The sequence below is a fragment of the Marinobacter sp. MIT932201 genome (genome assembly GCF_047123295.1).
In the GTDB taxonomy this organism is placed as follows: Bacteria; Pseudomonadota; Gammaproteobacteria; order Pseudomonadales; family Oleiphilaceae; genus Marinobacter; species Marinobacter salsuginis.
Genome location: NZ_CP138917.1, coordinates 669,602 through 687,490, shown reverse-complemented (window position 1 = coordinate 687,490; position 17,889 = coordinate 669,602). Strand labels below are relative to the sequence as shown.

Below are 17,889 nucleotides of genomic sequence, written 5' to 3'. Positions count from 1 at the left end.
CACGGTGAGTGAGACATCCCCAGGCAATCTGATTCTGGCCATGCAGAATCCGGACCTGTACGACCATCCGGTGGATGGCTTTCAGGTTATCGAAACTCACATCTCACAGGTGATCCTGACCGGTGACTACGCTTACAAGATCAAGAAGCCCATGGATTTCGGCTTCCTGAACTTCTCCACTCTCGATCGCCGGAAGCATTTCTGCGAAGAGGAGCTGAGACTCAACCGACGGCTGGCAGAAAAGCTGTATCTGGAAGTGGTACCCATTACCGGAACACCGGATGCCCCGATCCTCGGCGGCGAGGGCGAGGCTTTTGAATACGCCATCAAGATGCGCCAGTTTGGCCAGGACCAGCTTTTCGATCGCCTGCAGGAGCAGGGTAAACTGCCCTCGGACTTGTTGACCGACCTTGCCGGCCAGGTCGCCGGCTTCCACGATCAGTTGCCGCCCGTGCCGGATGACAAGCCGTTAGGAACACCAGAGGCTGTGTTTGCAGCCATGCAAGAGAATTTTGACCAGATCCGTCCACTGATTGACGATCCGGATCTGCTCATGCAGCTGGACAACCTTCAGGCCTGGACCGAATCCACCTTCGAGCGGCACCGGGACCTGATTGCCCACCGCCGGGCCAACGGCATGGTCCGGGAATGCCACGGCGATCTCCATCTGGCAAATATCACCCGCTTCGACGGCGAGGTCACCGTATTCGATTGCATCGAATTCAACGAGCCGTTTCGCTGGATTGATGTTATCAACGACCTCGCTTTCCTATTGATGGATCTGGAGTCTCGCGGGGAGAGCGCTCTTGCCAATCAGGTGCTCAATACTTATCTGGAATATCGGGACGACTTCGAAGCGCTGCCATTGCTGCCACTCTACAAGGCCTATCGCGCCATGGTCCGCGCCAAGATTGCGCTATTCACCATGGGCAATCCCGGCATCACGGACACCGAAAAAGCCGACCTTATGCAGCGCTATCGCGGCTACGCACAACTGGCCGAGGATTACGGCTCCATTCCTAACCACTACTTGCTGGCTACCACTGGCCTTTCTGCCAGCGGCAAAACGTGCGTCAGCGCCGCGATGGCCAACGAGCTGGGGCTGATACGCCTGCGGTCCGATGTCGAGCGCAAGCGCCTACACGGTCTGGCGCCGCTGGAAAGCTCGCGCTCACCGACCGGTGGCAACCTGTACACCGAGGACGCGACCGAGAAAACCTATCAGCGGCTGGCCGAGCTGGCCGGTCAGGTTCTGGCGGCCGGGTTCCCGGTGATCGTGGACGCCGCCAGCCTGAAAGAAAAGGAGCGGTCCCTGCTGGCATCCGTCGCCGAAGCCCAGGGCGTGCCCTTTGCCCTGATCCATTGCGAGGCGCCCGAAGATCTGCGCCGGGAATGGATCCGCAATCGCAAGGGCGATGCCTCCGAGGCCACCGAGGAGCTTCTGGACGCCCAGCAAACCTGGTTTGAACCGTTAACGGCCGAAGAGAAGACCCACACCATTCATCTGCACACCGATCAGGAGCATGTGGCCGAAGCCGTGGCCGACCGTATCCGTCAACATCTGGGTATCCCCGGCGGCAAGGCCGGGTAAGAACAACATCTGGCTCCCACTGGCGAGCGCGAGGTTAGATATGGACGATAAAAGCGAACACGAAGTACATCAGATCAGCCACCCGCTCTACGATATTCTTCGGAGCGAGGATATGCAGGCGTTCAATGCCGAGAAGGCAAAGCTTACAGAGTTCCCCAGTTTCGCCCATGGCGATTTCCGGGGCCTGGATCTGAGAGGGATGGACGCCAAGGGGCTGGATTTCCGCCATGCCTACTTCCGCGGTGCCGACCTGAGAGGCGTGGACTTTTCGAAGTCCAGAATGGAAGGCTCAAGCATCGCCAGCGCGAAGATTTCAGGCTGTTACTTCCCACACCGCCTGCACGCCGATGAGATCGTCATGTCCCTGAACCACGGGACCCGCATGCGCTACGCCATATTGCCGAAATGAGCAACAACCCGCATTCCTGGCAGCCCGTGTGTCCCGCGTCCGAGCTGACACCGGGCCAATTCGTCGAGTTTCGGCTCCGGGAGAAGGCCCGGGAGCCTGCAGGCATGCCGCTTACCGGCTTCCTGTTCCTCGACGGCACCACGCCCCGCGCCTACCTGAATATCTGCCCGCATCTCGGTGTTGAGCTGAACTGGATGCCGGGCCGGTTTATGGATTCCGACAATCTGTTCATCCAGTGCTCCACCCACGGCGCCCTGTTCAAGCCTGGCGACGGCGAATGCATTGCCGGTCCCTGCCAGGGCGATGCGCTTACCCAGCTGGATCTGAGAGAGCACGACGGCCAGATAGAGATCAGACTTCCAGAATAACCGGCACCGACTCGGTCAGTGTCAGCACCCCCGTGGGAGTACCATCACTCTCACTCAGGTCGGCCCGGTAGGCGACCACTTCCACACCCGCATCACAGGCTTCGCGCAGCAACTCCCCGTATTTGCGGTCGATGTGGTTCGCCGGGCGAACGGTCTGAATGCCGGTGTGATTGACCACGAAAAACAGCACCGCCCGATCACCCTGCTGAACCTGGGCCATCAGCTCACGAAGGTGTTTCTGGCCACGCTCGGTTACCGCATCCGGGAAAAAGCCCTGGTCATCCTCGGCCAGGGTAACGTTCTTGACCTCCACCCAGGCATCGGCCGCGGACTCGTGACCAGACAGCAACAGATCGATCCGGCTTTTCTCCGCACCGTATTTCACCTCGGCGCGGCACTCGCGATAACCGGCCAACTCCACCACGGTGCCGGCCTGAACCGCTTCCCTGGCCTGGCTGTTCGGCCGGGCCGTGTTCACGCATGCCAGCTGTCCCGGCGAGGTTTCCACCAGCTCCCAGGTGTATTGGAGTTTGCGCTTGGGATTATTGCTGCGGCTGAGCCAAACCCGGGCATTCTCTGGCTGACAGCCCAGCATGGAGCCGGTGTTCGGGCAGTGGGCGGTTACCTCCGAGCCATCCGGCAGCCGCACGTCTGCCAGGAAGCGTTTGTAGCGGCGGATAAGCCGGCCTTCAACCAAAGGTTCTGGAAACTTCATGTGATCTCCGTACAAAAGTCGATGTCACAAGGCTGGCACCCCCGTGACTAATCTGCTATTTTCCGCAAATTCCCGTTTCAGGACGAATGCTTCATCCAGGGTATAACCGCACAGCCACGGGGGCTCACGCGGAGGGAAGCAACCGTTCTTGTGAAGTACAAACAAGAGGCCGGGTTCAATGGCAACGACTGCAGAACAACCACGCGAACGCTTTACCAACTTCACCCCCTATGAAATGAAGAAGGGTGAAGAGTATATGAGTGCGGAAATGCTTCAGCACTTCAAGGATCTGCTGCTGCAATGGAAGCAGGAGCTGATGGAAGAAGTTGACCGCACCATGCACCACATGCAGGAAGACGCCGCAAATTACGCGGATCCCAGCGATCGCGCAACCCAGGAAGAAGAATTCAGCCTGGAACTGCGTACCCGAGACCGGGAGCGGAAACTGATCAAGAAAATTGACCAGACCATCGACCGCATCGACAAGGACGACTACGGCTTCTGCGATCAGTGCGGCGTGGAAATCGGTATCCGCCGTCTCGAAGCGCGCCCGACTGCGACCCTGTGCATCGACTGCAAGACTCTGGCCGAGATTCGCGAACGCCAGACCGGCATCTGAGCCGAACCTTCAACAGCTGCCGGCCGCGGGCTATTCCTGCCCCGCCGGCTGACTGACGATCATGAACAACTCTTCCTATCGGGGCCGCTTTGCGCCCTCTCCGACCGGCCCGCTACATTTCGGCTCACTGGTTACTGCGCTTGCCAGCTTCCTGGAAGCCCGCAGCCAGGGCGGCCAATGGTTTATTCGCCTGGAAGATCTCGATCCGCTGAGAGAGCCGCCGGAAGCGACCGGCCAGATTCTTGCCAGCCTGGACGCCCATGGCCTGTTCCCCGACGAACCGGTACGGTTTCAATCCAGACGTCACGACGCCTATCAGGCCGCCATCGATCAATTACTCGAAAGCGGCTACGCCTATCGCTGCCAATGCTCACGGAAAGAACTGCAAGCCAACGAGGGGCGCCACCCCAATCACTGCCGCAGCCGCAAAGCCCTGGACAGTGACCGCCCATACGCCATCCGTTTTGCCCTGGAAGATGAGGACTGCCACTGGCAGGATCAACTCCTGGGCCCACAGCATCAAACCGTGCGGGCTGAGCTTGATGATCCCGTGATCCTCCGTAAAGAGGGGTTCTACGCCTATCAACTGGCGGTGGTTGTTGATGACATTGATCAGGGCATCACGGACGTGGTGCGCGGGTCGGATCTGCTGGATATGACAGCGCAACAGCAGCAGATCTACCGGGCTCTGGGCGCCCGCCCTCCCCGTTGGCTACACATCCCGGTCATACTGAACGAACACGGCCAGAAACTCAGCAAGCAGACCCACGCCCCGGCGCTAAACGACGAAGTGCCTGTCGACAACCTGTTCGCAGCCCTCGTTGCCCTTGGTCAGAATCCTCCTTCGGAACTGGCAACCGGTTCCCCGGAATCCTTGCTGGAATGGGGCCGGGAGAACTGGCACCGGGGCGCCATCCACCTGACATCCCGGTGAGGGACATGGTATAAAGCCTTTCTCACACCTCAGCGCGGATAGCATGCCTGATGTATATCTACCGTCTGGTCTTCCTGTTGGTACTGGCCATCTATATCTTTTCGCCCAACATCCTTGACTGGTGGACTTCGCCGGGAAACGTCTGGTACAGCCCCTACATTATCTGGGCCGGGCTGATTGCCATCGGTTTCTGGCTGGAATGGCGGCGGGACCCCAATGAGTTTTAGTGCCTCCGGTCTGCTGCTCGCCAGCCTGCTGTACCTGATTCTGCTGTTCGGCATTGCCTGGTTTACCGAGCGGGGCATGGTGCCGAGGCGCTGGGTTCGCCACCCGCTGGTTTACGTGCTCAGCCTGGGGGTATACGCGGGCATCTGGGCGGTCTACGGCGCCGTTGGCATGGCCGCCGAATCCGGCTACGGCTTCCTCGCCTACTACCTGGGCATCAGTGGCGCCTTTTTGCTGGCACCGGTACTTCTGAACCCGGTCATGAGGATTGGCCGCGCCTATCAGTTAACCTCCCTGGCCGACCTGTTCGCCTACCGCTACCGGAGCCAGTGGGCAGGAACCCTGGTCACCCTGTGTTCCGGCGGCGCCATACTGGCGCTGCTGAGCATGCAGATCCAGGCCGTCGCCACCTCCGCCAGTATCCTGGCGCCGGACACCTCTCCCAAGCTGATCAGTGTGATGTTCAGTATGATCGTGGTGTTGTTTGCCATGCTGTTCGGAGCACGCCGTAACCAGAATTCCGATAACCACCAGGGCCTGGTACTGGCCATTGCCTTTGATTCTCTGGTCAAACTGGCGGCGCTGCTGGTGCTCGGGGGCGTGATCCTGTTCGGGGTCTTCGATGGCATGAACGGTCTGGAGCGCTGGCTGGACAACCGAACCTCGCCAGCCACCACCATGACTCTGAGCATTGACGACGGCAGCTGGCGGGCATTGATGCTGATGTCCTTTGCCGCCGCACTAGTGCTGCCGCACATGTATCACATGACCTTCAGCGAGAACCCTTCCCCGAAGGCACTGGCCAAGGCCAGCTGGGGCCTGCCACTGTACCTGTTACTGCTGGGCCTGCCGGTCCCCCTGATTCTGTGGGGCGGGCAGGAGTTGGCCGTCACTACCGGCCCCGGGTTCTTCGCTATCGGCGCTGCCCAAGCGCTGGAGAGCCCTGTACTGACGCTGTTCATGTACATTGCCGGCCTGTCCGCAGCCAGCGGCCTGATGATCGTCAGCACGCTGGCACTGGCGGGCATGGCCCTGAACCACGTGGTCCTGCCGCTGAAAACCCCGAAAGACCAGGGCGACATCTATCGCTGGCTGCAGTGGATCAAACGTCTGCTCATCGCCGTGATCATTTTCCTGGCATTGCTGTTTCACGAGGCCGTTGGCAAGAACCTTGACCTTTCCATTCTCGGCGCCATTTCCCTGTCAGGCACATTGCAGCTTCTCCCGGGCGCCCTGGGCGTGATTTACTGGCCGGAGGGCAACCGCCGCGGCCTGATTGCCGGCCTGATTGTCGGTTTGACCATCTGGGTGGTTACCCTGGTACTACCCTTCTCCCATACGGCCAATCTGCTGGCCTGGATAGACGCGCCGCTGATACCGGATTACACCAACTGGCATATTTTCACGTTCGTCAGCCTGACCGCCAACATTACTGTGTTCGCGCTGATTTCCATCCTCAGCACCAGTACCAGTGAAGAGAACAGTGCCGCCCAGGCCTGCTCGCTGGGTGCGCTGTCCCGCCCTCAACGCCGTGAACTGCTGGCGACATCCTCCAGTGATTTTGTGCGGCAACTGGCGGAGCCTTTGGGCTATGGCGTCGCACGGCGGGAAGTGGAGCGGGCACTGAGCCAGTTGAAGCTACCCAACGTGGAATACCGGCCTTACCAGCTCAGACGACTGCGGGATCAGGTGGAGATCAATCTGTCGGGTCTGCTCGGACCCTCTGTCGCCCGGGACATGGTCAAACGCCATCTCGGCTTCAAGCCTATGGCCCAGGGTGGCACCGCCCAGGACATTCGCTATGTCGAGCGGGCCCTCGGCGACTACCAGAACCGCCTTACCGGCCTGGCCGGCGAGCTGGACAACCTGCGACGACATTACCGCCAGACACTGCAAAACCTGCCGATTCCCGCCTGCTCCGTGGGCGAGGACGGTGAAATCCTGATGTGGAACCACGCCATGGAGGCGCTCACCGGCATTACCGCCGATGATGTGGTCGGCGCCCGGCTGATGGCACTGCCGGAGCACTGGCATCTGCTGCTCGAGGATTTCAACCGCGGGCCCGACCTGCATCGCTACAAGCACCGGCTGGATCTGCGTGGCAAGCCCCATTGGCTGAACCTTCACAAAGCCGCCCTGAGTGGGCCGGACCACACCGAAGGTGGCAGCATCATCCTGGTGGAAGACCAGACCGAAACCCGATTGCTGGAAGATGAGCTGATGCACAGCGAACGGTTGGCGTCGGTGGGTAGACTGGCGGCCGGCGTCGCCCACGAGATCGGGAACCCGGTAACCGGCATCTCATCGCTGGCCCAGAACCTGAAACTGGAAACCGATAACCCCGATATTCTTGATACGGCAGACCAGATCCAGCAACAGACGCGGCGCATCTCCACCATACTGCAGTCGCTGATGAACTTTGCCCGCACCGGCAACCACGCCCAGGCCAACCGGTACGAACCGGTGACGATACATCGTTGCGTGGAAGAGTCTATCAACCTGCTCTCCCTGAGCGACAAGGGCCTGGGCATTCACTACATAAACGACTGCCCACCCTCCTTGCAGGTGCTGGGCGATGAGCAGCGCCTGGTGCAGGTGTTTGTTAACCTTCTTGCCAACGCCCGGGATGCCTCGCCCGAAGGAGGCACCATCCGGGTCAGTGGAAAGGGCGATGGCTACTCCGCTATCATCGAAGTCGTTGATGAGGGCTCCGGAATCCCCGGGGATCAGCTCGATCATATCTTCGAGCCGTTTTACACCACCAAGGCCCCCAACCAGGGAACCGGTCTTGGCCTGTCGCTGGTGTACAGCATTATTGAAGAGCACTATGGCAACGTTCAGGTAGACAGCCCGGCGGACGCCGACACTGGCCGGGGAACCTGTGTGAGGCTGAGATTGCCAGCCTACGAACCGGAAACCGGCAACATTGCCATCAGCCAGAACCAAAGGTCTTGAGACTCCTATGCCTCGCATTCTGATCGTGGAAGACGAAGACATTATTCGCTCGGCAGTTCGCAAGCTGCTGCTGCATGCCGGCTATGAAGTCGCCGATGCGGCTTCCGTGGAGGAAGCCGAACAGCACCACGAGCCGGATCAGTTTGACCTGATCATATCGGATCTGCGCTTGCCAGGAGCAGCAGGCACGGAACTGATCAACCGCGCACCCAATACACCGGTGCTGATCATGACCAGCTATGCCAGCCTCCGGTCAGCCGTGGATTCCATGAAAATGGGGGCCGTTGAGTACATCGCAAAACCGTTCGACCATGATGAAATGCTTGCTGCGGTGGAGAATATCCTGGCCCGCCAGCCCTCTGCCCGCAATGCGGGTGATGACTCGGCGGCACCCTCGGAAACGCCCGAGAGTAGCGATCCGGCCAATATCATGTTCGGCCAGTGCGAGCCTATGCAGAGGGTATTTACCCTGATCCGGAAGGTGGCTCCGACAGAAACCACCGTACTGATCCAGGGCGAATCCGGTACCGGCAAAGAGTTGGCCGCGCGCGCCCTGCACCTGCTGAGCCCCCGCGCCGCGAAACCGCTGATTTCGGTAAACTGCGCGGCCATCCCGGAAAGCCTGATTGAATCGGAACTGTTCGGCCATGAGAAAGGCGCCTTCACCGGTGCGGTTTCGGCAAGAACGGGTCTGATTGAGGCGGCTGATGGCGGTAGCCTGTTTCTGGACGAGATCGGCGAACTGCCGGCTGAAGCCCAGGCCCGCCTGCTTCGCGTGCTGCAGGAGAGCGAGATCCGGAAAGTGGGTTCAACCCAGAGCCGCACCGTAAATGTGCGAATGATTGCGGCCACCCATCGCAACCTGAAGGCCATGACCCGAACCGGGGAATTCCGGGAAGACCTGTATTACCGGTTGAATGTTATGCAGATCCGGATACCGCCTTTACGCGAGCGCCAGAGCGATATTCTGGGACTGGCTCGCCGCTTCCTCAAACGCCAGGGGGAGAGAATGGGCAAACCCGATCTCAACCTCAGCCCCGAGGCCATGCGCGCCCTGGAACGCCATCGCTGGCCGGGTAACGTACGGGAGCTGGAAAACGCCATTGAGCGCGCCACCATCCTCTGCGACGGGGATGTGATAACGCCGTCATTGCTGGACCTTGATAGCGAAGGCAACGACGAATACATCCCTGAGACCCTCGTGGAAGGCAACAACGAGCAGACTCACACCCGCGAGGTGGATTCCTCCAACGATCTCTCTTTGGAAGACTACTTCCAGCATTTTGTCCTGGAGAACCAGGATCGCATGAGCGAGACAGAGCTGGCTCAAAAATTGGGCATCAGCCGAAAATCCCTCTGGGAACGTCGGCAGCGGCTCGGCATCCCCCGGAAAAAATCCTCGGGCAACTGAGCTCGCCAAAGTGTGAACCGGCACTCAGTTGTTACCCCATGTTCCTGTCGGTAACACTCCCCACTAAAGTAACGTGATCTGGGTAACACTTAGGTTGAATACGGGGTAACACTTATGGCCTACAAAATCGTAAGGCACTGTTAATAAAGAACATTCAAAAACTGGCACACGGACTGCAATCTATTCGGCGCACAACAACAAAAACAAGAGTGACAAAGCAGCGCCAACAACAAGAACAAAAAGCTGCGGGAAACGTTCGGTAACAAAAACAACAACAGAACGTGAGCGAACTGAGTGTTTTGGGTACTTTGCTTTTTAGTGGTCCCACGGCACGTGCGAGTTGTAGATGTAGAGAAGAATCGCCTTTGAGGTGACGCTGCAGCTACCCCAGACCCGCCCGATGTCTCTGACCGCTCTGTGTATTCAAAGCTTTCCGTTTGCGCTGCTGAGATGCCCCTCAATGGGGATATGCAGTGGGGTACAAAAACCAAGAAAAATCCCGGCAAAAACAAAAACAATGCAGATCGTCAACGCTTTGAGGGCGGATTCGTGAAATCGGATCCGCCTTTTGATTTTCTGGGCCCCGGAACGGTAATCCACGGCAAACGTGTGCAAATCCTGCTCAAACCGTTAAACTCTCGGTTTTTGCTCATCGCAACCACGGATTTCAATGCCTAAACGACTCGTCGAAAAACTCCGTTCCTTTATGCCCGGCAACGGAAAGAAGAAAGCCCGCACCTACCAGCGACGGGAAATTCCCCGGGACCAACACAATGTCTCACGCTCGGTGATCAGCGAGCCTGCAAAGAAAGTCCTGCATCGTCTGAACAAATCGGGCTATGAAGCCTACCTTGTAGGCGGCGGCGTCAGGGATATCCTGCTGGGTGGAAAGCCCAAGGATTTCGACATTGCCACCAATGCCACGCCGGAGGAAGTTCACGACCTGTTCCGCAATTCCCGGCTGATCGGACGCCGGTTCCGGATTGTCCACGTGGTGTTTGGCCGCGAGGTAATTGAGGTAACGACCTTCCGGGGCAACGCCACGGAAGCGGATACCGACACAGATGATGACGATCGCAGGACCAATGAACACGGTCTGCTGCTGCGCGACAATGTCTACGGCAACCAGGAAGAGGATGCCCTGCGGCGCGACTTTACCGTCAATGCCCTGTACTACTGCATCCGCGACTTCACCGTTATCGACTTTGCCAACGGCATCGAAGATCTGCGCAACCGGCAACTGCGCCTGATTGGCGACCCGGAAACCCGCTACCGGGAGGACCCGGTGCGTATGCTTCGTGCTATTCGCTTTGCCGCCAAACTGGGCTTCGATATTGAACCGGAAACCGAAGCGCCAATCGGTGAGTTAGCCCCTCTGTTAACCCATATCCCGCCCGCGCGCCTGTTTGATGAAGTACTCAAACTGTTCTCCGCAGGCCATGGTGAAGCCACTTACGATCTACTGACCCGTTACAACCTGCTGGAGCCCCTGTTTCCGGAGACGGTCAGAGCCATTCAGGCCGGAGAGCCGGATGAGCTTATTCGCCAGGCCCTGAGAAACACCGATGCCCGGATTGCCCAGGGCAAGTCGGTCACACCCTACTTCCTGTTTGCCGCCATGCTCTGGCCGGCGCTGCAAGCAGAATGGCACCGCAGGCAGGATAACGGTGACCCGGTCCAGCCCGCCCTGCACGGTGCCATTGGCAAGGTGATTGGCCGCCAGGTTCAGGCGACATCGATTCCCAAGCGCTTCTCCGGCCCCATGAAGGAAATCTGGGAACTCCAGATGCGCCTGCCCCGCCGCCAGGGCAAGCGGGCTTTTGCCACCATGAGCCACCCGCGGTTTCGCGCGGCTTACGATTTCCTGCTGGTTCGAGAGGCGTCGGGCGAGATTGAACCGGGACTGGGCCAATGGTGGACCGAGTTCCAGCAAGAAGACGAACGTGGCCAGGAACGGATGCTGTCACAATTAAGCAGCGATGCGCCCAAAAAGCGTCGGCGTCGCCGCAAGCCGGTCAAACGCCCCGCCCAGTAATGATGACAGACGTCTTTATCGGTCTTGGCAGCAATCTGAAAGACCCTGCAGCCCAACTGGCCCGGGCAGTCTCTGCCCTGGCCAGCCTTCCAGAGACAGTTCTGGTGGCCCAATCGCCCTTTTATGCCAGCCGCCCGGTGGGGCCCCAGGACCAGCCCGACTTTGTTAATGGGGCCGCGTGGTTGAGGACATCCCTGGCGCCACACCAGTTGCTTGACGAGCTGCAAAACGTCGAACAACAGCACGGCCGGGAGCGGCTCCGGCACTGGGGACCCCGCACGCTCGATCTGGACATACTGCTGTTCGGCAACCAGGTACTCGACGATGATCGCCTCACCATCCCTCATCGAGAGTTGCGGAACCGGGACTTTGTACTCCAACCCCTACTGGACCTGAAGGCCAACCTCGCTCTGCCGGATGGCACCGCCATTTCCGCGCTGCGCAGCCAATGCCCCGACAACGGCTTGCGCAAGCTTCCGCCGGCGGATTACCCTTAACACTTCAACGCCGATACCCCGGCACGCCCAGGCCCATCCACCCAAAAGGCAAGGATTCTATGGCTGTTACCATCAATACCCTGCGTGAGTTCAAGCAGAAGGGCGAAGCCTTCGCTGCCCTTACCTCCTACGACGCCACCTTCTCCCAGGTGGTCAGCGAAGCGGGCGTTCACGTCATCCTGATTGGCGATTCCCTGGGTATGGTACTCCAGGGACACGACAGCACTCTGCCGGTCACCATGGATCAAATGGTGTATCACGTCAGCTGCGTGGCCAAAGGCAACCGCGGGTCCCTGATCATGGCAGATATGCCCTTTATGAGTTACGGCACCGTTGAATCTGCCCTGGAAAATGCCGCCGAACTGATGCGGGCAGGCGCCCACATGGTAAAACTTGAGGGCACGGACTGGATGAAAGAGACCATTACCGCCCTGACCGAACGGGCCGTCCCCGTGTGCGCGCATCTTGGCCTGACGCCGCAGTTCGTCAATAAATTTGGCGGCTACAAGGTGCAGGGCCGCGACGAAAAGGCGGCCGAAATGATGATCGAGCATGCCTGCGAACTGGAGGCAGCCGGCGCCGATGTCATCCTTCTGGAATGCGTCCCCGCGCCTCTGGCGGCGCGAATCGCCCAGGCCGTCAAAGCACCGGTCATTGGAATAGGCGCAGGCCCGGACACTGACGGCCAGATTCTTGTCCTGCACGACATGCTGGGCATTACCACTGGCCGCAAGCCGCGGTTCGTGAAGAACTTCCTGGCAGAGACAGATTCAATACAGGAAGCCCTGCAGGCCTACGTGAAAGCCGTGGGCGAGCGCACATTCCCTGCTGAGGAGCACACGTTCAAGGCATGAGAACCGTACATTCCCTGAAAGAATTGAGAACCATCCTTCGCGGCTACCGGCAGCAGGGCAAAACCATCGGCCTGGTACCCACCATGGGCAACCTGCACGAAGGTCATATTTCACTGGTTCGCAAGGCGGCTGAAATGGCGGATGTGGTGGTAACCAGCATCTTCGTGAACCCTATGCAGTTCGGAGCCGGCGAGGACCTGGATACCTACCCGAGAACACTGGCCGAAGACCAGGAAAAGCTTGCTTCCGCCGGAAACACCCTGGTATTCGCGCCGGCCGCCGAAGAAATCTACCCGGAAGGCTTGGCAAAGCAGACCCAGGTTATTGTGCCTGATGTCAGCGATGGCCACTGCGGTGCCAGCCGGCCAGGTCACTTTGAGGGCGTAGCCACGGTGGTTACCATGCTGTTCAACATGGTTCAGCCAGACTTTGCCGTATTTGGCGAGAAGGATTTCCAGCAACTCGCTGTGATCCGGAAAATGGTCCGAGACCTGATGATTCCGGTGGACGTGGTGGGCGCCCCCACGGTGAGAGAGGACGATGGGCTGGCCAAAAGCTCACGCAATGGTTACCTGACACCCCAGGAGCGGCAGATTGCGCCAGCGGTCCACCAGACCCTGCAGGCCACAGCGACCAAGATCAACGAAGGTCGTACAGATTTCCAGGCACTGGAAAGCGAAGCTGAGCAGAGTCTCGGGGATGCTGGTCTCAGGCCGGACTACTTCAACATCGTCAACAGCCAGACCCTTAAACCGGCCACACCGGAGGACAGGGAGATTACCATTCTGGCAGCAGCCTTCCTGGGCAAAACCCGCTTGATCGACAACCTGTCCCTCACCCGATAAGCCAACAGAAAAGGAACCTCTGATGCCCGCACATCCTGCAGTACTGACCTCGAAACCCGAATGGCAGACACTGAAGGAGCACAGGGAACGCCTGGAAGGCGTTTTGATGAAGGATCTGTTCGAAAAAGATCCGGGGCGGGCAAAGCGCTACTTTATCGAGGGCGCAGGTCTGTCACTGGATTTTTCCAAGAATCGGCTTACGGATGAGGTGCTGGAGGCACTGCTGGCTCTGGCCAGCAGCTGCAACCTGGAAGCCAGGCGGGAGGCCCTGTTGCGGGGGGAGCGGGTCAACATTACCGAGGATCGCCCTGCCCTGCATACCGCCCTGCGCCATCCGGGAAATGAGGCCATCACGGTTGACGGCGAGGACGTGGTCGCCGTGGTACAGAGCACTCTCGATCGCATGGAAACACTGGTAAACGACGTTCTGCACCAACGTCGCACCGGATACACCGGCAAGCCTTTCACCGATGTGGTCAGCATCGGTATCGGCGGCTCCTATCTGGGCCCGAAGCTGGTGGGCGAAGCCCTTCAGCCCTACGCCCGGGCCGGTATCCGCTGCCATTACGTGGCCAACATCGACGGCACAGAGATTTGTGAGACGCTTCGCCAGGTAAACCCGGAAACCACCCTTTTCCTGATCCAGTCGAAGTCCTTCCGTACACAGGAAACCCTGGAAAACAGCAAGGTGGCGCGACAGTGGTTTCTGGACCGCTGCGGTGATGAGCAGGCTGTCTCGCGGCACTTCATGGCAGTGACCGCCAATGTACCGGCGGCCCAGGACTTCGGCATTGATCCGGACAACGTCTTCCCGATGTGGGACTGGGTGGGCGGGCGTTACTCGCTCTGGTCTGCCATCGGACTTCCCATAGCCTTCAGCGTTGGCATGGCCAACTTCCGGGCTCTTCTGGCCGGCGCCCATGCCATGGACCAGCACTTTCGTGAAGCGCCACTGGCAGAAAATATGCCTGTCGTCATGGCCATGCTTGGCGTCTGGTACAACAACTTCTGGGGTGCCGAAACCCACGCAATCCTGCCCTACGATCATTACCTTCGCAGCCTGCCGGACCACCTCCAGCAGCTGGACATGGAAAGCAACGGCAAGAGCGTGACCCAGGCCGGCACAGCTCTGACATGGCAATCCGGACCGGTCATCTGGGGTGGGGTCGGCGCCAATGGCCAACACGCCTATCATCAGCTGATCCACCAGGGCACCCGACTGATTCCGGCGGATTTCATCATCCCCCTGAAAACCCACAATCCAGTGGCCACCCATCACGCAGACCTGTTTGCCAACTGCCTGAGCCAGTCCCGGGCCATGATGGCCGGAAAATCACTGGAAGAAGCCAGAGCAGAGCTGAAAGCCGAAGGACGGGACGAAACCGAAATCGACCAGCTCGCACCCCACAAGGTCATCCCCGGCAATAAGCCGAGCAATACCCTGACCATGGAAAAGGTTACCCCGGAGACCGTGGGTGCCCTGATCGCGCTCTACGAACACCGCACCTTTGTTCAGGGGGTAATCTGGGATGTGGATTCATTCGACCAGTGGGGCGTGGAACTCGGCAAACAACTGGGCAAGGGTATTTTGCCGCGACTGCTTGGGGATGAAGGAGGCAACCAGGGCAGCGACAGCTCGACCGATCACCTTATTGAACGGTTCCGCTCAGCCGGCAGCGCTTGAGATCTGCCGGCCTTGCCAGTTGAAATCCACCGGCCAGAGCCGCTGGCCGGTGCTGTATTCCCGCCACAACTCCCCGTAGGATTTACCGCACACCGGATGCACCTCCTTCGGCGCGATGTCGGCGAGCGGCCGCAGCACGAAAGCGTTTTTCAGGATTTCCCCTCTGGGCAGCTCGACGCCGTCTATCCGACCGACCGCGTTACCATAGGTGAGAATATCCAGATCAAGGGTCCGCGCGCTGAATTTCGGGACATCCCGCCGCCGGCCGTTGTCGGCTTCCAACCGTTTAAAACGCTGTGACAGCTCGGCAACCGACAAGGACGTCTCTACACCCACCACGAGGTTCAAGAACGGAGACCCGTCAAATCCGACAGCCTCGCTGTCGTAGACCGGGGAGATAATCAGCTCGCCAAACCACCCAGACAGGGCATCAAGTGCCGCAGTGACGTAGCGCTCCCTGTCCACATTGCTGCCAATGCTGATGTATACCCGGGCGGCCGCTGCCATTAACGTGCTCCTGTCTCAGTTTTCTCTCCCCGTTCGATCCGCACGCCCACCGCCTTTGCTGCGGGAACGGCGCCAGGCTTGCGGATAGCCAGTCGCAGCCAGCTTATATCGAATTCATCCTGCAGGGTTTTGGCCAGAACTTCCGCCCCATACTCAAGCAGTTTCGGCCTGAGCGCCTGCAGGCAGGACTCGACCCGGGTACTCACAGCCGCGTAATCCAGGGCGTCAGCAACATCGTCGGTCTTGCCCGGTACCCGGTTATCCCAGGCCATTTCCAGATCAATCACCAGGCTCTGGGTGACTTCCCGCTCCCAGTCGTAAACTCCGACCACAGTCTCCACAACCAGGCCTTCGATCAATACGGTGTCTGCCAAGGGTGCTCCCGGGTTCTTCCACTCTTTGGTGATTGAATAACGCACAGCCAGGGGATACTGTGATCAAGCCCACCTGCGTTTTCAGGGCGGGCATTTTCGCACATATTGGCCATAGTCGTCTTTGCTTCCGAGCCCACAGCATGCTTCTCAGTGACCCGGTGTTAACGGTTTTACTCTGCGCCGCCGCGTATGTGGCAGGCTCGGTGCTGTTTGCGCTGCCGGTATGTCAACTCTGGAAACTGCCAGACCCGCGGGCCCAGGGCTCCGGCAACCCCGGTGCCACCAACGTCTACCGCACAGGCGGTTGGCCGCCAGCACTGCTGACTCTGGCACTGGATGCGGCCAAAGGCTGGCTGCCCGTATGGCTGGCTCATGCCGCCGGCCTTTCGGTAATGGTTCAGGCCGTCGTTGCCCTTTGCGCCGTCACCGGCCACATGATCCCGATGTTCTATCGTTTCAAGGGTGGAAAAGGGGTTGCAACCGCACTCGGAGCCGGCCTTGCCCTCGCTCCGGTTACAACGTTGATGATGGCCGCTATCTGGATGCTGGTGATCTGGCGCTGGCGCATCTCAGCTCTCGCCTCCCTGGTGGCGATTATCAGTGGCCCGTTGATCAGCGCCTTCCTTGAACCGGAAACCCTGCCCCTGTTCGGGCTGCTCGCCCTGCTGATTGTGGTTCGCCATCGGAACAATCTGATCCGGCTGGCCCAGGGACGCGAAGCCGGGCTCTAGCGATCAGTCCACCAGACCGCTGGATCGCGGTTCGTTGATCGGTGGCAGCGTGCTCATTGGCCATCGGGGCACAGCCACAATCCGCTCACCATCCTGCTGGCCAGCCCTCATGCGCTGGGCGCCAGCGTAGGCGATCATTGCACCGTTATCCGTGCAGAATTCCGGCCGGGCATAGAACACGTGGGCCTTTAGCTTGGCGGTCATTTTCTCCAGGCCCGCCCGAAGGCGTTTGTTGGCACTGACACCCCCGGCAATGACCAGACGCTTGCAACCTGTCTGCTCCAGGGCCCGACGGCACTTGATAGTCAGTGTATCAACCACAGCAGCTTCAAACGCCAGGGCGATATCCGCCCGGGTCTGCTCATCCAGCCCGCCTGCCCCCCGTGCAGCATTGACGGTGTTGAGGGTGAAGGTTTTCAGCCCGCTGAAGCTGAAATCCAACCCGGGCCGGTCGGTCATTGGCCTGGGGAACCGGAAACGGCCTTCTGTTCCCTTTTCCGCGAGCGCCGCCACCCGGGGACCACCCGGATAATCCAGGCCAAGCATCTTGGCGGTCTTGTCAAAGGCTTCACCGGCAGCATCGTCCACCGATTCGCCCAGCATCTCGTACTCACCAATGCCATCAACCCTGACCAGTTGGGTGTGACCACCCGAGACCAGCAATGCGACGAACGGAAATCCGGGCGGGTTGTCTTCCAACATGGGCGCCAGCAGGTGCCCTTCCATGTGGTGCACGCCCAGAACAGGAACACCCAGGGCAAAACCCAGGGCATGGGCCACCGAGCCGCCCACCATCAGGGCGCCCACCAACCCAGGGCCTGCAGTGTAGGCAATACCCTCTATATTTGACCGACGTTTGCCCGCATCTGAAAGTACCTGGTCGCACAGGGGCAGCAGCTTTCGAACGTGATCCCGGGACGCCAGCTCAGGCACGACCCCCCCGTAATCGGCGTGCATGTCGATCTGACTGAACAGGGCATGTCCCAGCAATCCCGCTTCGGTGTCATACAGCGCCACGCCGGTCTCATCACAGGACGTTTCGATACCTAGAATCAGCATAATGTCGGGCCATGTTGGTTGGCAGAAATGAAAACGACGCGCATTTTAGCAGAAACCCGAAACCCACTGGCAGATT

Annotated in this window: 19 protein-coding genes; 15 read left to right on the top strand and 4 right to left on the bottom strand. The window is 59.5% G+C overall.

Going from position 1 to position 17,889, the window contains the following annotated elements; translation table 11 throughout:
- The first annotated feature begins 40 nt into the window (after positions 1-40).
- From SIC15_RS03115 to SIC15_RS03105, 3 genes are read left to right on the top strand one after another with little or no spacing between them, the layout of a single operon-like run.
- Entirely contained in the window at positions 41-1,591 is a 1,551-nt protein-coding gene (locus tag SIC15_RS03115) for an AAA family ATPase (protein WP_412537584.1), read from the top strand.
- 40 nt (positions 1,592-1,631) lie between these two features.
- The gene (locus SIC15_RS03110; RefSeq protein WP_069184808.1) at positions 1,632-2,000 is read left to right on the top strand and encodes a pentapeptide repeat-containing protein; all 369 of its coding nucleotides are present in this window, start codon (positions 1,632-1,634) and stop codon (positions 1,998-2,000) included.
- Entirely contained in the window at positions 1,997-2,368 is a 372-nt protein-coding gene (locus SIC15_RS03105) for a Rieske (2Fe-2S) protein (RefSeq protein WP_153634900.1), read from the top strand. Before SIC15_RS03110 ends, SIC15_RS03105 begins: the two co-directional genes overlap by 4 nt.
- Here the strand turns inward: SIC15_RS03105 and sfsA are convergent.
- Positions 2,352-3,083, bottom strand: a complete 732-nt coding sequence (sfsA, locus tag SIC15_RS03100; RefSeq protein ID WP_412537063.1) for a DNA/RNA nuclease SfsA — start codon at positions 3,081-3,083, stop codon at positions 2,352-2,354. The genes SIC15_RS03105 and sfsA overlap by 17 nt on opposite strands.
- Positions 3,084-3,261: 178 nt before the next feature.
- Here sfsA and dksA point away from each other — a divergent pair, with 178 nt between their 5' ends.
- From dksA to pgi, 11 genes are all read left to right on the top strand, one after another.
- The gene (dksA, locus tag SIC15_RS03095; protein WP_008173182.1) at positions 3,262-3,702 is read left to right on the top strand and encodes an RNA polymerase-binding protein DksA; all 441 of its coding nucleotides are present in this window, start codon (positions 3,262-3,264) and stop codon (positions 3,700-3,702) included.
- Positions 3,703-3,763: 61 nt separating this feature from the next.
- Positions 3,764-4,636, top strand: a complete 873-nt coding sequence (gene gluQRS / locus SIC15_RS03090) for a tRNA glutamyl-Q(34) synthetase GluQRS (protein ID WP_412537062.1) — start codon at positions 3,764-3,766, stop codon at positions 4,634-4,636.
- A gap of 50 nt (positions 4,637-4,686) precedes the next feature.
- The gene (locus SIC15_RS03085) at positions 4,687-4,863 is read left to right on the top strand and encodes a hypothetical protein (RefSeq protein WP_048497702.1); all 177 of its coding nucleotides are present in this window, start codon (positions 4,687-4,689) and stop codon (positions 4,861-4,863) included.
- Positions 4,853-7,816 (top strand): ATP-binding protein, encoded by a 2,964-nt coding sequence (locus SIC15_RS03080; RefSeq protein ID WP_153634897.1) that lies wholly within the window; start codon positions 4,853-4,855, stop codon positions 7,814-7,816. The genes SIC15_RS03085 and SIC15_RS03080 overlap by 11 nt, the downstream gene beginning before the upstream one ends.
- Before the next feature lie 7 nt (positions 7,817-7,823).
- On the top strand, positions 7,824-9,227 hold the full coding sequence (locus SIC15_RS03075; protein WP_069184803.1) for a sigma-54-dependent transcriptional regulator: 1,404 nt from the start codon (positions 7,824-7,826) through the stop codon (positions 9,225-9,227).
- Between the two features lie 417 nt (positions 9,228-9,644).
- Positions 9,645-9,905: a hypothetical protein gene (locus SIC15_RS03070; protein WP_412537061.1), complete on the top strand. Its 261-nt coding sequence runs from the start codon at positions 9,645-9,647 to the stop codon at positions 9,903-9,905.
- A complete protein-coding gene (gene pcnB / locus SIC15_RS03065; RefSeq protein ID WP_069184801.1) occupies positions 9,898-11,262 on the top strand; it encodes a polynucleotide adenylyltransferase PcnB in 1,365 nt (454 codons plus the stop codon). The genes SIC15_RS03070 and pcnB overlap by 8 nt, the downstream gene beginning before the upstream one ends.
- Positions 11,262-11,759, top strand: coding sequence for a 2-amino-4-hydroxy-6-hydroxymethyldihydropteridine diphosphokinase (gene folK, locus SIC15_RS03060; RefSeq protein ID WP_412537060.1), 498 nt, complete (start codon positions 11,262-11,264; stop codon positions 11,757-11,759). Before pcnB ends, folK (SIC15_RS03060) begins: the two co-directional genes overlap by 1 nt.
- A gap of 59 nt (positions 11,760-11,818) precedes the next feature.
- Positions 11,819-12,613, top strand: a complete 795-nt coding sequence (gene panB / locus SIC15_RS03055; protein ID WP_412537059.1) for a 3-methyl-2-oxobutanoate hydroxymethyltransferase — start codon at positions 11,819-11,821, stop codon at positions 12,611-12,613.
- Positions 12,610-13,458, top strand: coding sequence for a pantoate--beta-alanine ligase (gene panC, locus SIC15_RS03050; protein ID WP_412537058.1), 849 nt, complete (start codon positions 12,610-12,612; stop codon positions 13,456-13,458). Before panB ends, panC begins: the two co-directional genes overlap by 4 nt.
- 22 nt (positions 13,459-13,480) lie before the next feature.
- Positions 13,481-15,142, top strand: a complete 1,662-nt coding sequence (pgi, locus tag SIC15_RS03045; RefSeq protein ID WP_412537057.1) for a glucose-6-phosphate isomerase — start codon at positions 13,481-13,483, stop codon at positions 15,140-15,142.
- Here pgi and folK (SIC15_RS03040) read toward each other — a convergent pair.
- Positions 15,125-15,649, bottom strand: a complete 525-nt coding sequence (folK, locus tag SIC15_RS03040) for a 2-amino-4-hydroxy-6-hydroxymethyldihydropteridine diphosphokinase (RefSeq protein WP_412537056.1) — start codon at positions 15,647-15,649, stop codon at positions 15,125-15,127. The genes pgi and folK (SIC15_RS03040) overlap by 18 nt on opposite strands.
- Entirely contained in the window at positions 15,649-16,023 is a 375-nt protein-coding gene (folB, locus tag SIC15_RS03035; RefSeq protein WP_412537055.1) for a dihydroneopterin aldolase, read from the bottom strand. The genes folK (SIC15_RS03040) and folB overlap by 1 nt, the downstream gene beginning before the upstream one ends.
- Positions 16,024-16,163: 140 nt before the next feature.
- Here folB and plsY point away from each other — a divergent pair, with 140 nt between their 5' ends.
- Complete coding sequence (gene plsY / locus SIC15_RS03030) at positions 16,164-16,754, top strand: glycerol-3-phosphate 1-O-acyltransferase PlsY (protein WP_153634891.1); 591 nt, start codon at positions 16,164-16,166, stop codon at positions 16,752-16,754.
- Between the two features lie 3 nt (positions 16,755-16,757).
- Here the strand turns inward: plsY and tsaD are convergent, their stop codons facing one another.
- Positions 16,758-17,813, bottom strand: coding sequence for a tRNA (adenosine(37)-N6)-threonylcarbamoyltransferase complex transferase subunit TsaD (tsaD, locus tag SIC15_RS03025; protein ID WP_412537054.1), 1,056 nt, complete (start codon positions 17,811-17,813; stop codon positions 16,758-16,760).
- Positions 17,814-17,889: the final 76 nt, after the last annotated feature.